Here is a 19,445-nt window from a genome sequence, read left to right on the forward strand (position 1 = left end):
GGTATTTTCTCTTCAAATCAAAACCGAAAAGGATACGAGTAAGTCCTTAAAAGTTTGTACACATATACGTGGTTGCGTCCCTTAAAAGAGCTCTGCAGCTTCGGATACTCCGCGGAGCAGCCATCGCCTTTCGGGAACAAAGTGGTCATAGATCAACGTGCCAGCCGAGATGCTGACCACAGTAGCGGCACACGTACCAGCAACAATGTCAACCGGCCCGGTGGACTTGTTGCCAGTAACATCGGTCATGGTGACATCGTCGCTAGGTTTCATCTCCGCACCAGACGGCACATCAACCTTCCAGCTACCGTTCTCATCCGTAGGGGTCGCGACAGTCTTGCCTCCCGGGAAGGCCACCGTGATCTCCCCATTCGGTCGATCAGCCATACCAGAGACATCGTTATCACCAGGCTCGATCCCCTTAGCCAACTGCAGCGAAGGTACTCAGTTGTCACATCAGACTTGTTGCTCTCATCCCCAGAGTCAACAACCTTATCGCCCGCGTTCAGCCCAAAAGCGGCATAACAAAACCCCGCCGTATTAACCATCACGTCAATATAGCGGGGTTCGCGGTTCGAGAAAAAGCTTAGTTCTCCTCGGACTCCTCAGCCTTCTCCTCGGAAGCTTCTGCCTCCTCAGACTCTGCCTTCTCAGCAGCCTCAGCAGCGGCAGCGGCTTCAGCCTCGGCAGCAGCCTTGGCCTCTTCCTCTTCCTTTGCCTTCTTGCGCTTCTCGGTGATCGCCTCGGCGGTCGGGCCGTTGTTGGCCTCCTCGAGTGCCTCGTTGAACAGCTCGAGCTTGGACTTCTTCTCCTCGGCAACCTTCAGGGTACCCTCGGCACCATCCAGGCCCTTGTGCTTCTGCCAGTCACCGGTGACCTTCAGCAGAGCAGCAACCGGCTCGGTCGGCTGTGCGCCGACACCCAGCCAGTACTGCGCACGCTCAGAGTCAATGCGGATGAGCGAGGGCTCTTCCTTCGGGTGGTAGATGCCGATGTTCTCGATGACGCGGCCGTCGCGGCGGGTACGAGAGTCAGCGACGACAACGCGGTACTGTGCGTTGCGGATCTTGCCCACACGCTGCAGCTTGATCTTGACAGCCATGAAATATACTTCCTTTACGGTCACTGGGCAGTGCAGACACCCGCCGTGTGCTGGCGGGCCGGTTCAACCCTTCTTCTTTAGTCTGCGCGTGACTGGCCGGTCGACCGCCCACATAACACGGGTCAGACGGGTCCGGCGCGTACGCAGTGTGCTGTCCCCTGGCATATACGATGCCGGGTAACTCGCTGTACTTTACCGCGCACACTCAGAGAAGGCCAAAACACTCCGCTCCTGCGCGTTGATCGTAGTTTTCCTCGTCCAGCCTCGCCGCGACGGTTCCGGTTTTTCTCCAGGTTCGCGGTAAGGTTTCCACCGTTACGGGGACCCCCGGGGCATTGGCGTGCCTGCACAACCACGGCGCAGGGAAACTGCCCACGGGTCGAAGTTTCACTCACAGTACCAAGAGTTTTTCGGTTCGCAGAGGTTTTTAAAGATAGATGAGCGCAACGACGACGAAGCCTGCGCAGCACGATGCGGGTCAGCACACACGAGCACGTAACTCGGCGTACCGCGTTGATATCGACGGGTTGCGTGGCTATGCCATCGGCCTGGTGGTGCTCTTCCACGTCTTCGTCGGCCGGGTCTCCGGCGGCGTCGATGTCTTCTTGCTGCTGTCGGGCTATTTCTTCCTCGGCGGGCAGCTGCGCTACGCCATGCGGCCCAACCCGAGTCTGAATCCGTGGTGGCCGCTGTGGCGAACGATGCGCCGGCTGGTACCAGCACTTGTTGTGGTGATCCTGTCCGTCTTCGTGGCAGTCCACTACCTCACCCCAGAGCTGATGAGCGATGAGTTAGCCGCGCAATTCACGGCTTCCATGCTCTACTACCAGAACTGGGAGCTGATGGTGCAGGCCGCTGACTACGCCGCGGCAAGCCAGGACACCTCCCCCCTGCAGCACCTGTGGTCGATGGCAGTCCAGGGCCAGTTCTACCTCTTCGGCATTCTGCTCGGCACGTTGATCGCCTTTTTGATTACCAAGTGCAACCTGCCGCGCACCTACGCTAAGCGCGGCGCGATTGCGGTGCTCGCAATCATTACCATTGCCTCGCTTGCCTGGGCGTCGCGCTTCGGCTTCATCGGCAACGGTGCCAACTACTACTCCACCTTCTCTCGCGCATGGGAACTTTCGCTTGGCGCGCTGTTGGCTTTCGTACCCGCGCACCGATTCCTTCCGCAGAAGACGGCCTGGCTCACATCCGCGATCGGCATCGTGTGCATCACCATTACCGGCGCGGTGGTCTCCAATACGTTGGCTTTCCCTGGCCCCATCGCCTTGCTTCCGCTGATCGGTGCAGCACTCGTTATCCTTAGCGGCGACGACAACCCGGTCTCCAAGGTGCTGGCATCCAAGCCGATGACGTGGCTGGGCGGAATCGCGTACTCCCTCTACCTGTGGCACTGGCCGATGCTGATCATCGTCACCGTCATCGGTGGCTTTGGCACCCCGCCTGCGTGGGTCGGCGTCATCGTCATCGCGGCCTCGCTTGCGCTCGCGCACGTCACGCACGTGCTGTTGGAGCAGCCGTTGCGCCAGCACCGCAAGCGTCCGAAGGCGACCGACACGCCAGTGCAGGATGCCCGCCGTAGCCTGCACACCCCTGCAGGTATCGGTCGCGCCATCGGTGGCGTGGTCATCGCAGCTCTGGTCGGCGCAGCGCTAACCATCCAACCACTGTGGAACCAGCGAGTGGAAAACGCGAACCGCCCGCTGGATGCAGAGATGTACCCCGGCGCTATGTCGATCGTCGGCACCCCGGTCCCAGACGTTGCGCCGCAGCCCGATCCGAACCTTATCTCCGGCATCTACCCACCCATCGGCTCCGAGGGCTGCATGGTCTTCCAGAACCAAGAGGCGGACGTCATGCCGCGCCCCGACTGCATCTACGGCGACAAGGACGCCGAGACCACCATTGTCATGGTCGGTGGTTCCCACATCGAGCCCTACGTCGTCCCGCTCGACCGATTGGGACGCAAGCATGGCTTCAAGATCGTCCCCTTTGTCCGCCAGACCTGCCCGCTGACCATTGGTGGCGAAGACGGCGCTGACCTGGTCTCGGATGTGTGCTTCGAGTGGAGCCAAAACGTCTTCGAGCACGTCGTCAACATGCAGCCGGACCTTGTGGTCTCCACCTCCACACGCCCCGAGGGCCGCGCCGGTGATGTCAATGTCACCGTCGACCACGTGCCCGATTCCTACCGCGCGCTGTGGAATGCGTTTGCCGAGCACGACATCCCATTTTTGGGCTTCCGCGACAACCCCTGGATCTTCAACATCTTCGGCGAAATCATGGACCCGAACATCTGCATCGTCTCCGGGTTTACGGAGGAAGAGTGCTCGATGCGCACCGACGATGTCTACGGCCCGGTCGACCCGGCGGCCGAATACCTCGACGGAACGAACAAGCAGTTCAGCGTGGATACCGCCCCATGGTTCTGCGACGCCGAGCTGTGCCGCCCTCAGATTGGCAACGTGTACGTGTACCGGGACCAAAATCACATCTCCAATGCGTACATGGCCTCGCTGACCCCGCTGGTGTGGCAGGAGCTTCGCAAGGTGTTCGACGCCCTCGAGATCCCGTACACGCCGACCGATGACCCCGAGTACACGGTGCCGCCACTGCGCCCCGACCCCGCCGCCGAGGTTCCTGTCGGCGAGGACGGTCCGGCCCCGGAAAACCTGCCGGTCAACCCCGTCGACGGGCAACGCCAGCCACTGGAACTCCTCGGCCAGTAGGCCGAAGCTAGCCCAACGAGCAAAGTTAAAAAGGTGCCCCCGCAACGCTTAACATCGCGTTGCGGGGCCACCTTCGTGAGTGCGGAGCTACTTGCCCTTGCCCATCCGCTTCATCGCCTCGTTGAAGTCGAGCTTGTCCAAGTCAAGCCCCTCCATGCCGGGCGGCATCTGCTGCTGCAGTTTCTTCAGCTCCTGCATGTCCGGCATCCCGCCGCCCATACCCGGCATCGGAGGCATCCCCGGCATGCCACCGCCGCGGCGCTTCGGCGGTTTGCGCTTGCCGTTTTTACCCCTGCGGCCCTTCGGCTTCTTCTTCGTCGCCGAACGGCCACCAGGCATACCAGGCATCCCCGGCATGCCGCCCATGCCGAACTGACCGGCCATCTTGCCCATCATCTTCTTCGCCTCAAAGAAGCGCTCCACGAGCTGGTTGACGTCGGAGACTTCGACGCCGGAGCCCTTGGCGATACGCTTGCGTCGAGAAGCATTGAGGATCTTCGGATCCTCCCGCTCGGCGGGGGTCATACCGCGGATGATCGCCTGGATGCGGTCCAGCTGCTTCTCGTCGACCATGTCGGCCATCTGGTTCATCTGCTTGCCGCCGGGCATCATCTTCAGCAGGTTGCCGATCGGGCCCATGCGGCGGATCATCAAAAGCTGATCCAGAAAGTCGTCGAGAGTGAGCTCGCCGGAGGCCAGCTTGGTCGCGGCTGCCTCGGCGTCCTTCTCGTTGTAGGTCTGCTCGGCCTGCTCGATCAGCGAGAGCAAATCGCCCATGCCGAGGATGCGGCTGGACATGCGATCCGGGTGGAAGACGTCGAAGTCGTCGAGCTTCTCGCCCGTGGAGGCAAAGAGGATCGGCTTGCCGGTGACCTCGCGGATCGACAGCGCGGCACCACCGCGGGCGTCGCCGTCGAGCTTGGTCAGCACCACGCCGGTGAAATCGACGCCGTCGGCGAAGGCCTGCGCGGTGCTCACCGCGTCCTGGCCGATCATGGCGTCGATGACGAAGAGGACCTCGTCCGGGTTCACCGCGTCGCGGATGTTGCGGGCCTGGGTCATCAGCGTCTCGTCGATACCCAAGCGGCCCGCAGTATCGATGATGACCACGTCGTGCTTGGTCTGCTTCGCGTGCTCGATACCCTGCTGTGCCACCGCGACCGGGTCGCCGTGGGAGGAGCCCATCTCGTGCTCGTAGGAGTCGATCGAGGTGCCCGGGTCCGGCGCGAAGGTATCCACGCCGGCGCGCTCGCCCACGATCTGCAGCTGCTGCACCGCGCCCGGGCGCTGCAGGTCACAGGCCACCAGCATCGGGGTGTGCCCCTGCTTCGACAGGTGCTTGGCCAGCTTGCCGGCCAGCGTCGTCTTACCGGCACCCTGCAGACCGGCGAGCATAATCACCGTCGGCGGGTTCTTCGCCAGGTTAAGGCGGCGGGTTTCCCCGCCCAGGATGGCGGTGAGCTCCTCGTCAACGATCTTGACTACCTGCTGCGCAGGGTTGAGCGCCTCGGAGACATCCGCACCAAGGGCGCGTGCTTTGACGCGCTTGATAAAGGCCTTGACCACGGTAAGCGAGACGTCGGCCTCAAGCAGGGCGAGGCGAATCTCGCGCGCGGTGGCGTTAATGTCTGCCTCGGTGAGCTTGCCTTTTCCACGCAGGCCCCCAAGGGCATCTTGCAGGCGGTCGGACAGTGACTCGAACACGTAAAGGTACTCCTGTTCGCTTCGTCTTTATCAGCGTGCGCGTGGGCGCTCGCCGTCAAAAAATGTACTCGTTACAGCCTAGCGTCTAGCTGGGCGAACCCAGAACTTGCGCTATCCCAGCAACGCGTCGACGAAGCTTTCCACCTCAAAGGGCGCGAGATCGTCCGCACCCTCGCCAAGGCCAACGAGCTTGACCGGCACACCGAGTTCCTCCTGCACCTGGAAGACAATGCCGCCCTTCGCCGTGCCATCCAGCTTGGTCAGCACCACGCCGGTGATGTCGACGACCTCGCGGAAGACGCGCGCCTGCGCGATACCGTTTTGCCCCACCGTGGCGTCGAGCACCAGCAGCACCTCGTCGACGTTGCTCTTCTTCTCCACCACGCGCTTGACCTTGCCCAGCTGGTCCATCAGGTCGGTGGAGGTGTGCAGGCGGCCCGCGGTGTCAATGAGCACCACGTCCGCGCCCTCTTGCACGCCGGTAGCCACTGCGTCGAAGGCCACGGACGCCGGGTCCGCCCCCTCCTTGCCGCGCACCGTGGAGGCGCCGACGCGACGTCCCCAGGTCTCGAGCTGGTCGGCGGCGGCCGCACGGAAGGTATCCGCAGCGCCGAGCACCACGGAGTGGCCCATTGACACCAGCACGCGCGCCAGCTTGCCGGTGGTGGTGGTCTTGCCGGTGCCGTTCACGCCGGCGACCAGGATCACGGCGGGCTTGCCCTCATTGGGCATCGCCTTGATCGAGCGGTCCATCTCCGGGCGTGCCGCCTCAATGAGCGTCTCGCGCAGCATCGCGCGCGCCTCTTCCTCCGAAGACACGCCGCGCTCGGCGATCTTGCCGCGCAGGGTTTCGGTCACTCGCATGGTGAGGTTGGCCCCGAGGTCCGCCATGATCAGCGTGTCCTCAATCTCCTCCCACGCGTCTTCATCCAGGTCACCTGCGGTGAGGATACCGAGCAGCCCCTGGCCAATCGCGTTCTGCGAGCGCGACAAACGTCCACGCAGCTTACCGATGCGGCCAGCTGCAGGCTCGATCTCCTCAATGTCTTCCGCGGGCTCGTCATGCCTCTCGACGACCACATCCTCGCCCACCTCAGCCGCCTGCGCTTCGGGCGCACGAGCAGCCTCAGCGCTTGCTGCGGCCGCCGCTGCTGCCGCGGCGGCTTCCTGCGCCTGGCGAGTCTGCGACTCATCCTCCTGCGGTGTCTCGGCCGGTTCCTCGGCGACTGGCTCGTGTTTCACCGGCTCGGGTTCCACCGGTGCCTTTGGTTCCTCAACTTCAGCGGCGGGGGTTTCCGGCTTCGGTTCTGGCTGCTCCTCGACCGGCTCGGCATCTTCCGGGGTCACCACGGTCTCACGGGTCTCCGGGTCAGCCTCCGCATCGGTATTCACCACTACTTCATCGGCCGGCTCTTCGACCTTCGCGGCCTTTTCAACCTTGGCTGCCTCTTCTACCTTCGCCGCCTTTTCGACCTTCGCCGCCTTCTCAACCTTCGCGGCCTTCTCGACCTTCGCAGCATCCTCGACCTTGGCTGCCTTCTCAACCGGCTCCCGCTCCGGTTCAACTAGCGGCTCCGGGGCCGAGGCAGCCGCCTGCTTTGGTTCCTCGACTGGCTTCGGCTCGCGCGGCTCGTCGATACGCACCGGCTCCTTCTCTGGCGTGCTGGGGGCTGCAGCCGGGGCGAAGTTGAAGCCACCTTTTGCCTGGTAATTGCCGGACTTCTCCTGCTGGGTAAGCTCCTTCGGCTCCTCGGTCTTAGCAAAGGAAACGGTCTTTTCCTCTTTGCGCTTGCGCCCCACCACGACGATGCCCACGATGATGAGGGCAACCACGACAATGGCGACGATGATCCACAACAGTGGCGAGTTCATTGCGAGTTCCATATCCATGACACCCATAGTGCCATAGTGAATCGAACGGCCAGGCACGTCAGTCACTGCTATACCCGTAGGGTTCCTGGGCATTCCTAGAGGAATGGAGCTAGCTCCATCTAGGAGAGCTGCCGACACGCGACCATGACCTTTCCAACCGACTTGGGTCCAAATGGAGCTAGCTCCATCTAGAAGAACAGCCAACACGCGACCAGGCGTTTTACCACCGGCGCAGACCCAAACGGAGCTAGCTCCATTTAGAGGAACCGCCGACACGCGACCAGGCGTTTTACCACCGGCGCAGGCCCAAACGGAGCTAGCTCCTTTTAGGAGAACCGCCGACACGCGACCATGACTTTTACAACCGACTTGGGTCCAAATGGAGCTAGCTCCATCTAGAGGAACCGCCAACACGCGACCAGGCGTTTTACCACCAACACACGGCCAAACGGAGCTAGCTCCATTTAGAAGAACAGCTCGTCAGCCACCGCTCGTCAGCCGCCACAAGTCAGCCGTTAGTCAGCCGCAGGCTGCATCCGCTGCGAAAGCACGCGGGTCACACCGTCGCCGCGCATGGTCACGCCGTAGAGCACGTTCGCCACGTCCATCGTCGGCTTTTGGTGGGTGATCACGATCAGCTGCGAGTCCTCCCGCAGTTCTTTGAGGAGTGCGATGAGGCGGCGGAGGTTGACGTCGTCAAGCGCGGCCTCGACCTCGTCGAGCACGTAGAACGGACTCGGACGCGCGCGGAAGATCGCCACGAGGAACGCGAGCGCGGTGAGCGACTTCTCGCCGCCGGAAAGCAAGGACAGACGCTTGACTTTCTTGCCGGGCGGGCGGGCTTCGATCTCAATGCCGGTGGCGAGCATGTCTTCGGGCTCGGTGAGGATGAGGCGAGCCTCGCCGCCCGGGAAGAGCGTGTGGAAGACGCGCGGGAACTCGGCTTCGACGTCCTTCCAGGCGTCGGTGAACAGTTGGAGGATCTGCCCGTCCACGTCGTTGATCACGCCGATCAAGTCTTCGCGCGCCTGGATCACGTCGTCAAGCTGCGTGGACAAGAACGCGTAGCGCTCCTCCAGCGCCTTGAACTCCTCGAGCGCGAGCGGGTTGACCTTGCCGAGCGCCCGCAAATCCTTTTCTGCCTGCGCCAGGCGAGCCTTTTCCGACGCCTCGTCGAACTCCTCGCCCGGCGTGTAGTCTCGCAGAAGATCCGGAATCGCAATGCCGAGCGACTCGGTGATCTTCTTCTCCGCCTCGTCGATGCGCACCTGCGCCTGCGACTGCGCAATCTCTGAATTATGCGAGCTGTCGGTGAGCCGCTTGAGCGTCTGCCGCGCCGCCGAGACCTGGCTGCGGGCCTGCTGTAGCTGGGCCTGCAGCTTAGCGACGCCCGCCTGCCACCGGTCCCGCTCCGCCCCCGCGCGGGAAAGCGCGTCCTGGACACGGGCGGCCACGTCGCGGCCCTGCTCTGCCACCGCCTGGGCGAGCTCGGCCTGCGCGCGGCGCTTCTGCATCGCCGCGTCGTGGCGGGCCTTCGCCTGCTTCTCGTGCTCGGCCTGCCGGCGCAGCGCATCTCCCCTGCCGGCGCGCTGCTCTGCGGCCTGCTGTGCGGTGCGCGATGCGAGCGTGGCCTCCATCTCCATCGCCTTGACCTGAGCGAGCTCCTGCTGGGCGGCGTCGCGTTGGGCCGTGGACGGCTCCTCGCTCGGCTCGTCCTCAGCGTTGACGCGTGCGAGTCGGTCACGGGTCTGCGCCAGCTCCTCTCGGCGGGCGGCAAGGCGGCCTTCGGCCTCGGTCGCGCGCTGCGCCGCGCGCTCGTGCTCGCCGCTGTTGGCCTGCCACTGCTTTTCCAGGCGCTCCTGGTCGCGCCCCAAGCGCTGCGCCTCCGCGTCGTGCTCGCGCAGGGCGGCCTTCGCCGCAGCAGCCGCGACGCGCGCGTCCTCGGCCGCAAGCTTCGCGCCCTCCAAGGTGCCGGAAAGCTCCTCGAGCTGCGCCTGCGCCACCTCGAGCTCGCCGCGGGCCTGCTCGATCTGGGCGGTCACCTCGACCGCAGTGGTAGACCCGGTTCCTGCGGCGACCCAGCCCTCGCCGACGAGGACGCCCTCGCGAGTCACGGCACGCAGGCGCGGGTCCTCGGCGACCAGCTCGCGGGCGGCGTCGAGGGTGTCTGCCACGGCGACGTCGACAAGCAGGCGGGTCACTGGCCCGAGGACGGAGTCATCCACGCGCACGTGGTCGAGCAGCCAATCCACCTTGGCGTCCGTGTCCAGGCGCCAGGTAGCGCCGCCATGGGTGTCGATGACGATGGTGCGCGCGGCGTCGGCAAGCTGGGCCACAGCACTCGGGGTCACCTCGCCGGTGAGCGCCTCCGCGTGCGCGCCGAGCGCGGCGGCGAGCGCACGGTCCATGCCGTCGTCTGCGCGCAGCAGCCCGGCGAGCGGGGCGAAATCCGCCAGCACTTCGGCGGCCTGGGGACGTGGGGCCTGCTCGACCAGGGTGGCAATGCGGGATTCGAGCGTGAACACCGCGCGCTCCCGCTCGCGCTGCTCGGCGCGCAGCTGCTCGAGGCGCTTATCGGCGGCGTCGGACTCGGTGTAGGCGCGCACGTGTTCCTCGTCGAGTGGGGCGCGCTGCGTGTCCACCTCTGCGAGCGCCTCCGCGGCCTCGCGGGCCTCCTGCTCGGCGGTACGGGCGCGGGCGCGGGTTTCTTCCAAAAGCTCTGTCAGGCGCGCGACCTCGTCTTCTGCCGCGGTGATCGCCGCCTGCTGCGATTCCTCCTGTGCGAGCAGGCGCACCACGCCCTCGCGGCGGTCGGCGATCGCGCGGACCTGCGCCATGTGCTCGCGCTCTGCGGCGTCAAAGGCCTCTTGCTTTTCGGCAACCTCCTCGCGTAGCGTCTCGAGCTTTTCGGCGGCTTCTTCGGCAGCCTCGAGCGCTTCCGCGTACTCCTCGTCGGCGAACTCGGCGCGGCGCAACAGGTGGTCCGGGTCCTGGCCCGCGTACGGCACCTGCGTGCCGGAGTGCTGGGCGCGCTCGGTGGCGATGCGCACCGTGGCGCTGACCCGCTCTGCCAAGGTGGAAAGGTCGAACCACGCCTTTTGCGCCTGCTCCGCCTTCGGCTGTGCTTCTTCCTGTTCGAATTCGATCTCGGCCTGTGCCTGCTCGGCCTCCTCGAGTACCGCCGTGGCGGTCTCGACTTGTTCGGCGAGTGCTTGGGCGGCGCTCGTGGCGTCGGCAAGCGAGGCGCGCAGCGTGACCACCTGGTGCCCGGCAAGCGAGAGGCGGGCCTCGCGCAGGGTGGACTGCACGGTGGCGGCGCGCTTGGCGGCTTCGGCCTGGCGGGCCAGCGGCTTGAGCTGTTTGCCAAGCTCTTCGGTGAGATCGCTGAGGCGGTCCAGGTTGGCCTGCATGCCGGTGAGCTTGCGCTGCGCCTTCTCCTTGCGGCGGCGGTGCTTGAGCACGCCGGCGGCCTCCTCGATGAAGGCGCGGCGCTCCTCGGGGCGCGATTCCAGGATCTCCGAAAGCTTGCCCTGGCCGACGATGATGTGCATCTCGCGGCCGATGCCGGAGTCCGACAGCAGTTCCTGGATGTCCATCAGGCGGGCTTTAGCGCCGTTGATTTCGTACTCGGAGGCGCCGTCGCGGAACATGCGGCGGGTGATCGCCACCTCGGTGTACTCGATGGGCAGGTGCTTATCGCTGTTGTCGAAGGTGAGCGTGACCTCGGCGCGGCCCAGCGGCTTGCGCTCGCCCGCGCCCGCGAAGATGACGTCCTGCATCTTCCCGCCGCGCAGGTTCTTCGCCCCTTGCTCACCCATCACCCACGCGAGCGCATCTACCACGTTGGATTTGCCCGAGCCGTTGGGGCCGACGACGGCGCAAATGCCGGGCTCGAACTTCATCGTGGTCGCCGAAGCGAAGGACTTAAATCCTTTCAGCGTCAGCGATTTCAGGTGCATTGCTGTGAGTTTACCTTCCTAGGCCAGTGCTCGTTACCTAGCGCTCCTCGAAGCCTGTGGCACCGCGCGGCTCTCCGTACTGCGTGCCGACGAACTCCACCCGGCCGGGCCGGCGCGTGGTCGTCCGCTCCTCGCGCAGCAGCGCAAGCAGCCTCTCCGTCTGCTCGCGGGTGCCCTCGGCGACGACCTCGACGCGGCCGTCGGCAAGGTTCTTCGCGTACCCGCTCAGCCCCAGCTCCAGGGCGCGGGAGCGGGTCCACCAACGAAAACCCACGCCCTGGACGTGTCCATGGACGTGGGCTGTGAGACGTACGTGCGTGTTGTCAGTGTGAGCAGCCATGCTCCCACACTAATGGTGCTTACTGCTCCGGGTGATCCGCGACCTTCAAGTCCTCGGCACTGCGGCGGGTGACCGGGTCGGAGCCATCCCAGAACTCCACGTTCTTCAGCTCCGGCAGCATGTCGCGGTGGAAGACTGGGTCGACGCCCTTGGTGCGCTGCTCGCTGAAGTTGCGCAGCAGCTTGAAGGCCACCCCGCCCAGCGGCACGATCGCGATGATGTTGATGATCGCCATGGTGCCCGCCATCGTGTCGCCCAACGCCCACACCAGCGGCAGGGAGCCGAATGCGCCGAAGATAACAAAGCCGATAACCCCGAGACGGAAGATCAGCATGACCGTCTTGGAGCTGGTGAGGTACTCCACGTTTGCCTGCGCAAGGTAGTAGTTACCAATCACCGAGGAAAACGCGAGGAAGAAGAGAATGAACGTCACCGCGTGCGCGCCCCAGACGCCGACGGAGTCCGCGAGCGCAGACTGCGTCAGCGCAGCGCCCTGAATGTCGTCCATGCCGTAGGTCACGGCCGGGCCGAGCAGCACAATAAACGCGGTGATGGTGCACACCACCAGGGTGTCGAAGTACACGCCGAGCGTCTGCACCAGGCCCTGCTTCACCGGGTGCGAGACGGTCGCGGTCGCCGCCGCGTTCGGGGCGGAGCCCTGGCCGGCCTCGTTAGAGAACAGACCACGGCGCATACCGAAGGCGAACGCCGCACCCACGGTAGCGCCGGCGACCTGCTGCAGGCCGAGCGCGTGGCCGACGATCAGGCTGATCATGCCCGGCACCTCGGAGATGTTCATGATGACCACGGCAAGGCCAATGAGGATGTAGGCGATAGCCATGAACGGCACGATGATCTGCGTGGCACTGGCGATGCGGGTCACGCCGCCGAAGATGATCAGCGCGGTCAGGGCGGCAATCACGGCAGCGACGATGACCTTCATGGTGACCGAGTCGGTCTCCAGGGAGCCGCCGACAGCCTCGACGATGGAGTTGGTCTGGATGGCGTTGAAGACAAAGCCGTAGGTCAGCGACAGGGCGACGGCGAAGATGATGGCCAGCGGGCGCCAGTTCAGACCGCGCGTCATGTAGTAGGCGGGACCACCGTGGTAGTTGCCGTCCTCATCCTTGGTCTTCCACAACTGTGCCAGCGTGGACTCGACGAACGCGGTGGCACCGCCGACGATCGCGATGATCCACATCCAGAACACCGCGCCGGGGCCGCCGACGGAGATCGCCAGCGCCACACCGGCGATGTTGCCAGTGCCCACGCGCGACGCGGCGGAGATGGTGAAGGCCTTGAAAGCGGAAATGCCGCCGTAGTCCTCATCCAGGTTGCGACCCTGCCGGTCCTTGCCCTGGGGCTTTTCGGTGACGGCCTTGAACATTTCGGGCAAAAGTCGAACCTGCACGAAGATGGTGCGCAGGCCGAAGTAGATGCCGGCTGCCAGCAGCAGCCAGGGAACGATTTCCCAGATCACGCCGTTGAGCGTGTCGTTCACAAAGGAAGTTGCGGAATCCATGGCGAGCATCTTATCTGGTGAGACAAGATCTCTTGCAACTCAAATGTTGGCTCCCCCACATTCGTGGGCGCAGCCCCGCCTACGCTACCTTGCCTGGCACACCGGGCAGAAGTAGCAGGAGCGCCCACCGACCACGCGCTTTGCAATCTCGGTGCCGCACCGGGCGCACGGCCGACCCGCCTGCCCGTAAGCGTTGAGCGAGCGGGAGAAGTAGCCGGAGGCGCCGTTGACGTTGACGTAGAGCGAATCGAAGCTCGTCCCGCCCTGCGCCAGCGCCTTTTCCATCACCTCGCGCGCCTGTGCGAGGACCTCGACGGTGTCCCGTTGGCGTAGCGAGCGCGCCATCCGCCACGGTTTCACGCGCGCGGCCCACATCGCCTCGTCGGCATAAATTGAGCCAATCCCGCTGACGATTTCCTGGTTCAGCAGTACCGTCTTGAGCGCGGAACGCCTGGTACGCATGGCGCGGGCGGTAGTGGTTGCATCGAAGCGCGGGTCGAAGGGATCACGCGCGATGTGGGCGACCGGGGCAGGTACCTCGCCATCGAATTCCGCGTACTGCCACATTCCGAACGTGCGCTGATCAACGAAGTCGAGCTGCGTGTTGCCCAGCTGCGCGCGGATGCGCACGTGCGGGCTCGTCACCCCGCCTGGCGGGCCCACGAGCATCTGCCCGCTCATGCGGAGGTGCACCACGAGCGCTGCCCCGTTATCCAGCGTCAGCCACAAATACTTGCCGCGCCTGCCAGTGCCGGTGATAGTTCTACCCGGCAAGATCCTGGTCAGGTCTTCCGTGTTGCCGCGCACCGCGCGCGGGTGCAGCACCTCAACGGTGTCAAAGGTGCGGCCCACAAGATGCGCGTCGAGGCCGCGGCGCACCACCTCTACCTCGGGCAGCTCCGGCAATTACGCCCCCTCAGCGTTACCGGCGACCCGCTCCGGGTGGTCGTGCAGGAACCCCAACGCCTTGCTGGCAGCCTCCTGCTCTGCGAGCTTCTTGCTTGAGCCCTTGCCGTGGCCGAGGACGACGTCGCCAGAGCGCACTTCACAGCGGAAGCGCTTCTGGTGGTCCGGGCCCGAGGAGGTGCACACGTACTCCGCCACCTGCGCACCCAAGCCCGCAAGTCGCTCCTGCAGCGAGGTCTTCCAGTCGCGGTGCGCACCCGCTGCGGTGGCGTTGTTGAGTTTCTCGGCGAACAGGTCAAGGATCACATCGCGGGTGCACTCGAAACCGTGCGCGAGGTAAATCGCGCCGAAGAGCGCCTCCGTCGTGTCTGCCAAAATCGAGCTCTTGTTGCGGCCCCCGCCGAGTTCTTCGCCGCGGCCCAGCAGAATGTGCGCACCCAGGTTGATCTCGCGGGCGACGTCCGCCAATCCGTAGCGCGACACGATCGAGGCGCGCATCGGCGACAGGTCCGACTCCGGGCGCGAGGGGTACAGTTCGAAGAGCTTCGTCGCAACGGTAAGTCCCAGCACCGCATCGCCCAAGAACTCGAGGCGCTCGTTGTTGGGCAGCGTGCCGTGTTCGTTGGCGAAAGAACGGTGCGTCAAGGCGTGGCGCAGTTCCTCGTCGCCAAGCTGCACGCCGATCCGCTCGAGCAACGGCTGATGGTCAACCGCCTCGAAGGCTTTCTGCCACGCTTCAACATGCGTGAGCCGCTTCTTCTTTGAGCGGCTCACAGGAACTTCTCCAGGTCCGCCCACCGCGGGTCGACCAGGTTGTTTTCCTCGCCCGAGACGCCGTCCGGTGCCGGGACGTCGGTGTCGCCGTCGCACTCCGGCTCGCAGACCGGGTTAAACGGCAAGGTCAACCCAGCCTCGTCCACGAAGGCTTGCTCCACGTCCACCGTGTCGTTTTCGATCCGGCGGATCTCATCGCCCGAGCCCTTGTCCTCGTCGGTCTCTGCATCGCCGACGATGAAGCCGTCCTCTGCCTCGAAGACCTGGGAGATGGTGATGGTGCGCGTTGGCGTGAGCGTCTTCAGGCAGCGCACGCACTGTCCCTCGAGCTGCGCGGTCACCGAGGCATCCACCAGCACCCCGGCGCCCAGCGGAGTAATTGTTGCTTCCACCTCGACCGGCTGGCCCTTCGGGATAGCAATCATCTCGGGGCCCACGCGCGACGGGCTCTCGCCGCTGCGGTGCACGGTCACAGGCATGCCGTCGCCGTGCAACGCATCGGCAACATTGAAGATGAAAGGATTCGTAGCCATAACAGCCCCTACCCTACAACCACTCGAGCACCTTCAGCGGTGCTAGTACTGATCCCGCTGCTCGCCGCGGGAACGACGCGGGTAGCGGCGCGGCTCGTAGTGGCTGGACGCCTCGTCGCGCTCCGCGCGGCGCCCGGCGGTGTCCCCGCCTCCGCCCACACCGGCACCGCGGCGCAGCGCGGAGCGGTCGGAGGACACGGTGCGCAGCACCGAGGACAGGGCCTCTTCAAACTCGGCCAGCTTGGAATCGACGTACTCATCGCACTCGCGACGCAGGCGCGAGGACTCGGAGTGCGCGTTTTCCACCAGTCGGTGTGCTTCCTCGTCCGCGCGGCGCATGACCTCGGACTCGGCGATGAGGTGTTCCTGCTGTGCCAGGCCCTCGTCAACCGAGCGCTGGTATTGCTGCTTGCCGTCCTCTACCAATCGCTCCGCCTCGCTGTGCGCGGCGTTGAGGGTGGCGTCGGCCTCCTCGCGCGCGTCGGAGACAAGGCGGTCTGCGTCTTCCTCGGAGCGGGAGAGCAACGCGGTCGCCTGGGCCTGCGCGTCGTGCAGCACGGCGTCGGCCTGCGCCTGGGCGTCGTCGACCAGCTGCTTCGCCTCCGCCTCCGCGTCACCGACCAGCTGGTGGGCGCGGTCCTCAGCGCCGCGGAGGATCTCGTCCTGGTTATCCAGCACGTCCTGCGCGTCGTCGATCTCGGCGGGCAGGGCTTCGCGGATATCGTCGAGAAGCGTGAGCATCTCGCTGCGCGGAACCATGCAGTTGGAGGTCATGGGCACGCCCATGGCGGCCTCTACAGTTTCAACGAGCTCATCTAGTGCTTCAAAAACGCGATACATGGCTCCTAAGTCTACTGCCTCTCAGACACAGAAGGGGCCCACGCCACGAAAGACGCGGGCCCTGAACGTGTGCGTGTAAAGCGCTCGCTACACCACGCCCTGTGCGAGCATGGCGTCGGCGACCTTCTTAAAGCCGGCGATGTTCGCGCCCACGACGTAGTCGCCGGAACGGTCGTATTCCTCCGCAGTCGCGGCGGTGACGTTGAAAATGCCGGACATGATCTGGTGCAGGCGACCGTCGGTGTAGTCGAAGGTCCAGGAATCGCGCGAGGCGTTCTGCTGCATCTCCAGCGCGGAGGTCGCCACACCACCGGCATTGGCGGCCTTGCCCGGGCCGAAGGAGATCTTGTTCTCGCGGAAGGTCTCGATGGCCTCGGCTGTCGACGGCATGTTCGCGCCCTCGGCGACATACTTCACGCCGTTCGAGAGCAGGGTCTTGGCGTGCGTGCCGTCAAGCTCGTTCTGGGTCGCGCACGGCAGGGCCACATCGGCGGACAGGTCCCAAATGGAACCGTCGTCGTGGAAGGTGGCGCCGGTGGCCTCCTTGGCGTAGTCGGACACGCGGGCGCGGCGTACCTCCTTGACGTCGTGCAGCAGCTCCAGGTCCACGCCGTTGGGGGTCTCGACCCAGCCGGAGGAGTCGGAGAAGCCCACGACGGTCGCGCCCAGCTCCTGCGCCTTCTGCATCGCGTAGATGGCCACGTTGCCCGAGCCGGAGACGATCACCTTGGCGCCGTCGAGGGACTCGCCCTTGGCCTTCATCATCTCTTCGGTGAAGTAGACGCAGCCGTAGCCGGTCGCCTCGGTGCGCACGAGCGAACCGCCCCAGCTCAAGCCCTTGCCGGTGAGCACGCCGGACTCGTGCTGGTTTGCCAGGCGACGGTACTGGCCGAAGAGGAAGCCGATCTCGCGGCCACCCACGCCGATGTCGCCGGCCGGGACGTCGCGGTACTCGCCGATGTGGCGCCACAGCTCCGTCATGAAGGACTGGCAAAAGCGCATGACCTCGCCCTCAGACTTGCCCTTCGGGTCGAAGTCGGAGCCGCCCTTGCCGCCGCCGATCGGCAGGCCGGTCAGCGAGTTCTTGAAGATCTGCTCAAACCCCAAGAACTTGATGATGCCCAGGTTCACGCTCGGGTGGAAGCGCAAGCCGCCCTTGTAGGGACCGAGTGCCGAATTGAACTGGACGCGGAAGCCGCGGTTGACGCGGATTTCGTTGTTGTCGTCCATCCAGGGCACGCGGAAGATAATCTGACGCTCGGGTTCGCAGAGTCGCTCGATGAGACCGTAGTCGGCGTAGTGCGGGTCCTTGCCCAGGACAATTTTCAGCGAGTCCAGCACCTCGGCGACGGCCTGGTGGAACTCCGGCTCACCCGCGTTGCGCTGCAACAGCTTGTCGTAATAGCCGGCTACCTCTTGTTCGATCGAGCTCATGAGCGTTCCTTTCAATACCTGTTAGGCAGTAGGTTTTAGAATCGTGAAACAGCTTACAACAGGTTTCGGTCTCACGATAGAAAACAGATGCCGCCTCCACCGGTACCGACCGATAGAATGCCTGCAATGTCCCCCGCACCCACGGAAAAAGGCACAAATATGAGCTTGATCACACAAGACGCGGAAGGTGCCGAGGCACCCTCCCCGCGCATCCTGATTGCCCCCGACTCTTTCAAGGGCACCGCCACCGCCGAGCAGGCCGCCGAATGGCTCGGCGAGGGCGTGCGCAGCATCATCCGCGACGCCGAGATCACCCTGCTGCCCATGGCCGACGGCGGCGAGGGCACCTCCGCGCTCTTTACGGGCGAGCACATCACGCTGCCCACCACCGATGCCGCCGGCCGCCTCACCGAGGCCACGTACACCTACGACGCCGAGACCACCACCGCGTTTATCGACGTCGCCGCCGCCTCCGGACTGCCCGCCGTCGCCGACCGAAAAGTACCGATGACCGGCGACACCTACGGCACCGGCGTACTCATCGCCGACGCCCAGACCCGCGGCGCAACCCGCATTGTCTTGGGCCTCGGCGGCTCCGCCACCATCGACGGCGGCACCGGGATCCTCGTCGCGCTTGGTGCCAACCCGCTCGACGAGCGCGGCTACCAGCTCGCCCCCGGCGGCGGCTCGCTGCACAAGCTCGGCGATATCGACACCGCCAAAGTCAACATCCCGGCCGGCTCACTCGAATGGCACCTGCTTTTCGACGTCGCGTCGCCGGCCACCGGCCCCGAAGGCGCAGCCACCGTCTTCGGCCCTCAGAAGGGCGCGCAGGAAGACGAGGTCAAGGTGCTGGACGACGGGCTCGCGCGCCTGTGCGAGGTCGCCGGCGTGGATCCTGCCACCCCGGGCATGGGCGCTGCCGGCGGCGTGGCCATCGGCATTACCTGGCTGTCCAGCCTGCTGCACGGCAACGCCGAGCACGTCCACCTGCAGCCCGGCGCGCGCACGGTCGCCGAAGCGAATGGCCTGGCCGAGGCGCTCGGCGCCGCATCGCTCGTGATTACCGGCGAGGGCCGCTTTGACGAGCAGACCGCGGCGGGCAAGGTCGTTGCCACGGTGTGCGAGATGGCCCGCGAGGTCGGCGAAGAGGGGCCGACGGTTGCCGTGGTTGCGGGGGAGTTTGACGGCGAGACCGACGAAGGGGTGCTCGCCGTTAAGTTGGAGGATATCGCCGATACCCGCGAGCAGCTCATCCGCGCGGGCAAGCAGGCGGCGGTGGCATACCTGAACGCCGGCCGCCAGGCCGGCGAGCGCTAGCGCAGGATCGTCACGGTCCAGGGGAACAGCGCGGGGAGCTCGAAGCGGTCCTGTTGCTCCAGCGCGACCGGATCTCGCGGCAGGTCCGCCTTCGGGGTAAGGATGCGGGACAGACCCATGGCGAGCCGGTTGTAGCTGTCCACCCCTTCGGCCTGAATGAGGTAGCGGTGCACCTCGGCACCTTCCTCGTCTGCGGTGAAGCCGCGGTCGGATTCGTAGGTGCGGGCGAATTCGGCGGTCACGTGGGCGTCGAGAAGCACTGGGCCCTGCGCTTCGAGCGAGGCGGAGCTGAGCTTTTCGCGACGGACCAGGATGTCGAGGGCGCGCTGGAAGGCCTCGGCGATTTCGCCTGCGTAGGCCGGCGGGACGAGGACGTCGAATTGGATTGTGGGCATGCGATAAGC

Annotated in this window: 15 protein-coding genes; 2 read left to right on the top strand and 13 right to left on the bottom strand. The window is 65.1% G+C overall.

The features are described from left to right. Positions 1-81: 81 nt before the first annotated feature. Together M3G14_RS00870 and rpsP are read right to left on the bottom strand one after the other, a co-directional pair. A complete protein-coding gene (locus tag M3G14_RS00870; protein WP_259923975.1) occupies positions 82-387 on the bottom strand; it encodes a hypothetical protein in 306 nt (101 codons plus the stop codon). Between the two features lie 199 nt (positions 388-586). Then, positions 587-1,102, bottom strand: coding sequence for a 30S ribosomal protein S16 (rpsP, locus tag M3G14_RS00875; protein ID WP_038591282.1), 516 nt, complete (start codon positions 1,100-1,102; stop codon positions 587-589). A 437-nt stretch (positions 1,103-1,539) separates the two neighbouring features. Between rpsP and M3G14_RS00880 the strand changes: the two genes are divergently transcribed. Next, positions 1,540-3,837 carry an acyltransferase family protein gene (locus M3G14_RS00880; protein ID WP_259923979.1) on the top strand — a complete coding sequence of 766 codons (2,298 nt, stop codon included), beginning with the start codon at positions 1,540-1,542 and terminating at the stop codon, positions 3,835-3,837. 87 nt (positions 3,838-3,924) lie between these two features. Here the strand turns inward: M3G14_RS00880 and ffh are convergent, their stop codons facing one another. The 10 genes from ffh to gdhA form a co-directional block, all read right to left on the bottom strand. Continuing rightward, entirely contained in the window at positions 3,925-5,541 is a 1,617-nt protein-coding gene (gene ffh / locus M3G14_RS00885; protein ID WP_259923987.1) for a signal recognition particle protein, read from the bottom strand. Positions 5,542-5,652: 111 nt separating this feature from the next. Further along, positions 5,653-7,425, bottom strand: coding sequence for a signal recognition particle-docking protein FtsY (gene ftsY, locus M3G14_RS00890; RefSeq protein ID WP_396122173.1), 1,773 nt, complete (start codon positions 7,423-7,425; stop codon positions 5,653-5,655). Between the two features lie 503 nt (positions 7,426-7,928). Further along, positions 7,929-11,372: a chromosome segregation protein SMC gene (smc, locus tag M3G14_RS00895; RefSeq protein WP_259923988.1), complete on the bottom strand. Its 3,444-nt coding sequence runs from the start codon at positions 11,370-11,372 to the stop codon at positions 7,929-7,931. Between the two features lie 37 nt (positions 11,373-11,409). Further along, entirely contained in the window at positions 11,410-11,712 is a 303-nt protein-coding gene (locus M3G14_RS00900) for an acylphosphatase (protein ID WP_259923989.1), read from the bottom strand. 19 nt (positions 11,713-11,731) lie between these two features. After that, positions 11,732-13,234, bottom strand: a complete 1,503-nt coding sequence (locus M3G14_RS00905; RefSeq protein WP_259923990.1) for a sodium:alanine symporter family protein — start codon at positions 13,232-13,234, stop codon at positions 11,732-11,734. An 84-nt stretch (positions 13,235-13,318) separates the two neighbouring features. Next, the gene (gene mutM / locus M3G14_RS00910) at positions 13,319-14,140 is read right to left on the bottom strand and encodes a bifunctional DNA-formamidopyrimidine glycosylase/DNA-(apurinic or apyrimidinic site) lyase (protein ID WP_259923991.1); all 822 of its coding nucleotides are present in this window, start codon (positions 14,138-14,140) and stop codon (positions 13,319-13,321) included. Beyond that, a complete protein-coding gene (gene rnc / locus M3G14_RS00915) occupies positions 14,141-14,914 on the bottom strand; it encodes a ribonuclease III (protein WP_259923992.1) in 774 nt (257 codons plus the stop codon). Next, positions 14,911-15,447: a DUF177 domain-containing protein gene (locus tag M3G14_RS00920; RefSeq protein WP_259923993.1), complete on the bottom strand. Its 537-nt coding sequence runs from the start codon at positions 15,445-15,447 to the stop codon at positions 14,911-14,913. The genes rnc and M3G14_RS00920 overlap by 4 nt, the downstream gene beginning before the upstream one ends. A gap of 42 nt (positions 15,448-15,489) precedes the next feature. Then, positions 15,490-16,287 carry a DivIVA domain-containing protein gene (locus M3G14_RS00925; protein WP_259923995.1) on the bottom strand — a complete coding sequence of 266 codons (798 nt, stop codon included), beginning with the start codon at positions 16,285-16,287 and terminating at the stop codon, positions 15,490-15,492. A gap of 87 nt (positions 16,288-16,374) precedes the next feature. Then, the gene (gene gdhA, locus M3G14_RS00930) at positions 16,375-17,721 is read right to left on the bottom strand and encodes an NADP-specific glutamate dehydrogenase (protein ID WP_259923997.1); all 1,347 of its coding nucleotides are present in this window, start codon (positions 17,719-17,721) and stop codon (positions 16,375-16,377) included. 159 nt (positions 17,722-17,880) lie between these two features. Here gdhA and M3G14_RS00935 point away from each other — a divergent pair, with 159 nt between their 5' ends. Beyond that, a complete protein-coding gene (locus M3G14_RS00935) occupies positions 17,881-19,041 on the top strand; it encodes a glycerate kinase (RefSeq protein ID WP_259923999.1) in 1,161 nt (386 codons plus the stop codon). On the opposite strand, the gene M3G14_RS00940 is transcribed toward M3G14_RS00935, so the two are convergent. Then, positions 19,038-19,436, bottom strand: coding sequence for a hypothetical protein (locus M3G14_RS00940; RefSeq protein WP_259924000.1), 399 nt, complete (start codon positions 19,434-19,436; stop codon positions 19,038-19,040). The two genes, M3G14_RS00935 and M3G14_RS00940, sit on opposite strands and share 4 nt — an antisense overlap. Between the last annotated feature and the right edge of the window lie 9 nt (positions 19,437-19,445).

Source organism: Corynebacterium sp. p3-SID1056 (genome assembly GCF_025152525.1).
Classification (GTDB): domain Bacteria; phylum Actinomycetota; class Actinomycetes; order Mycobacteriales; family Mycobacteriaceae; genus Corynebacterium.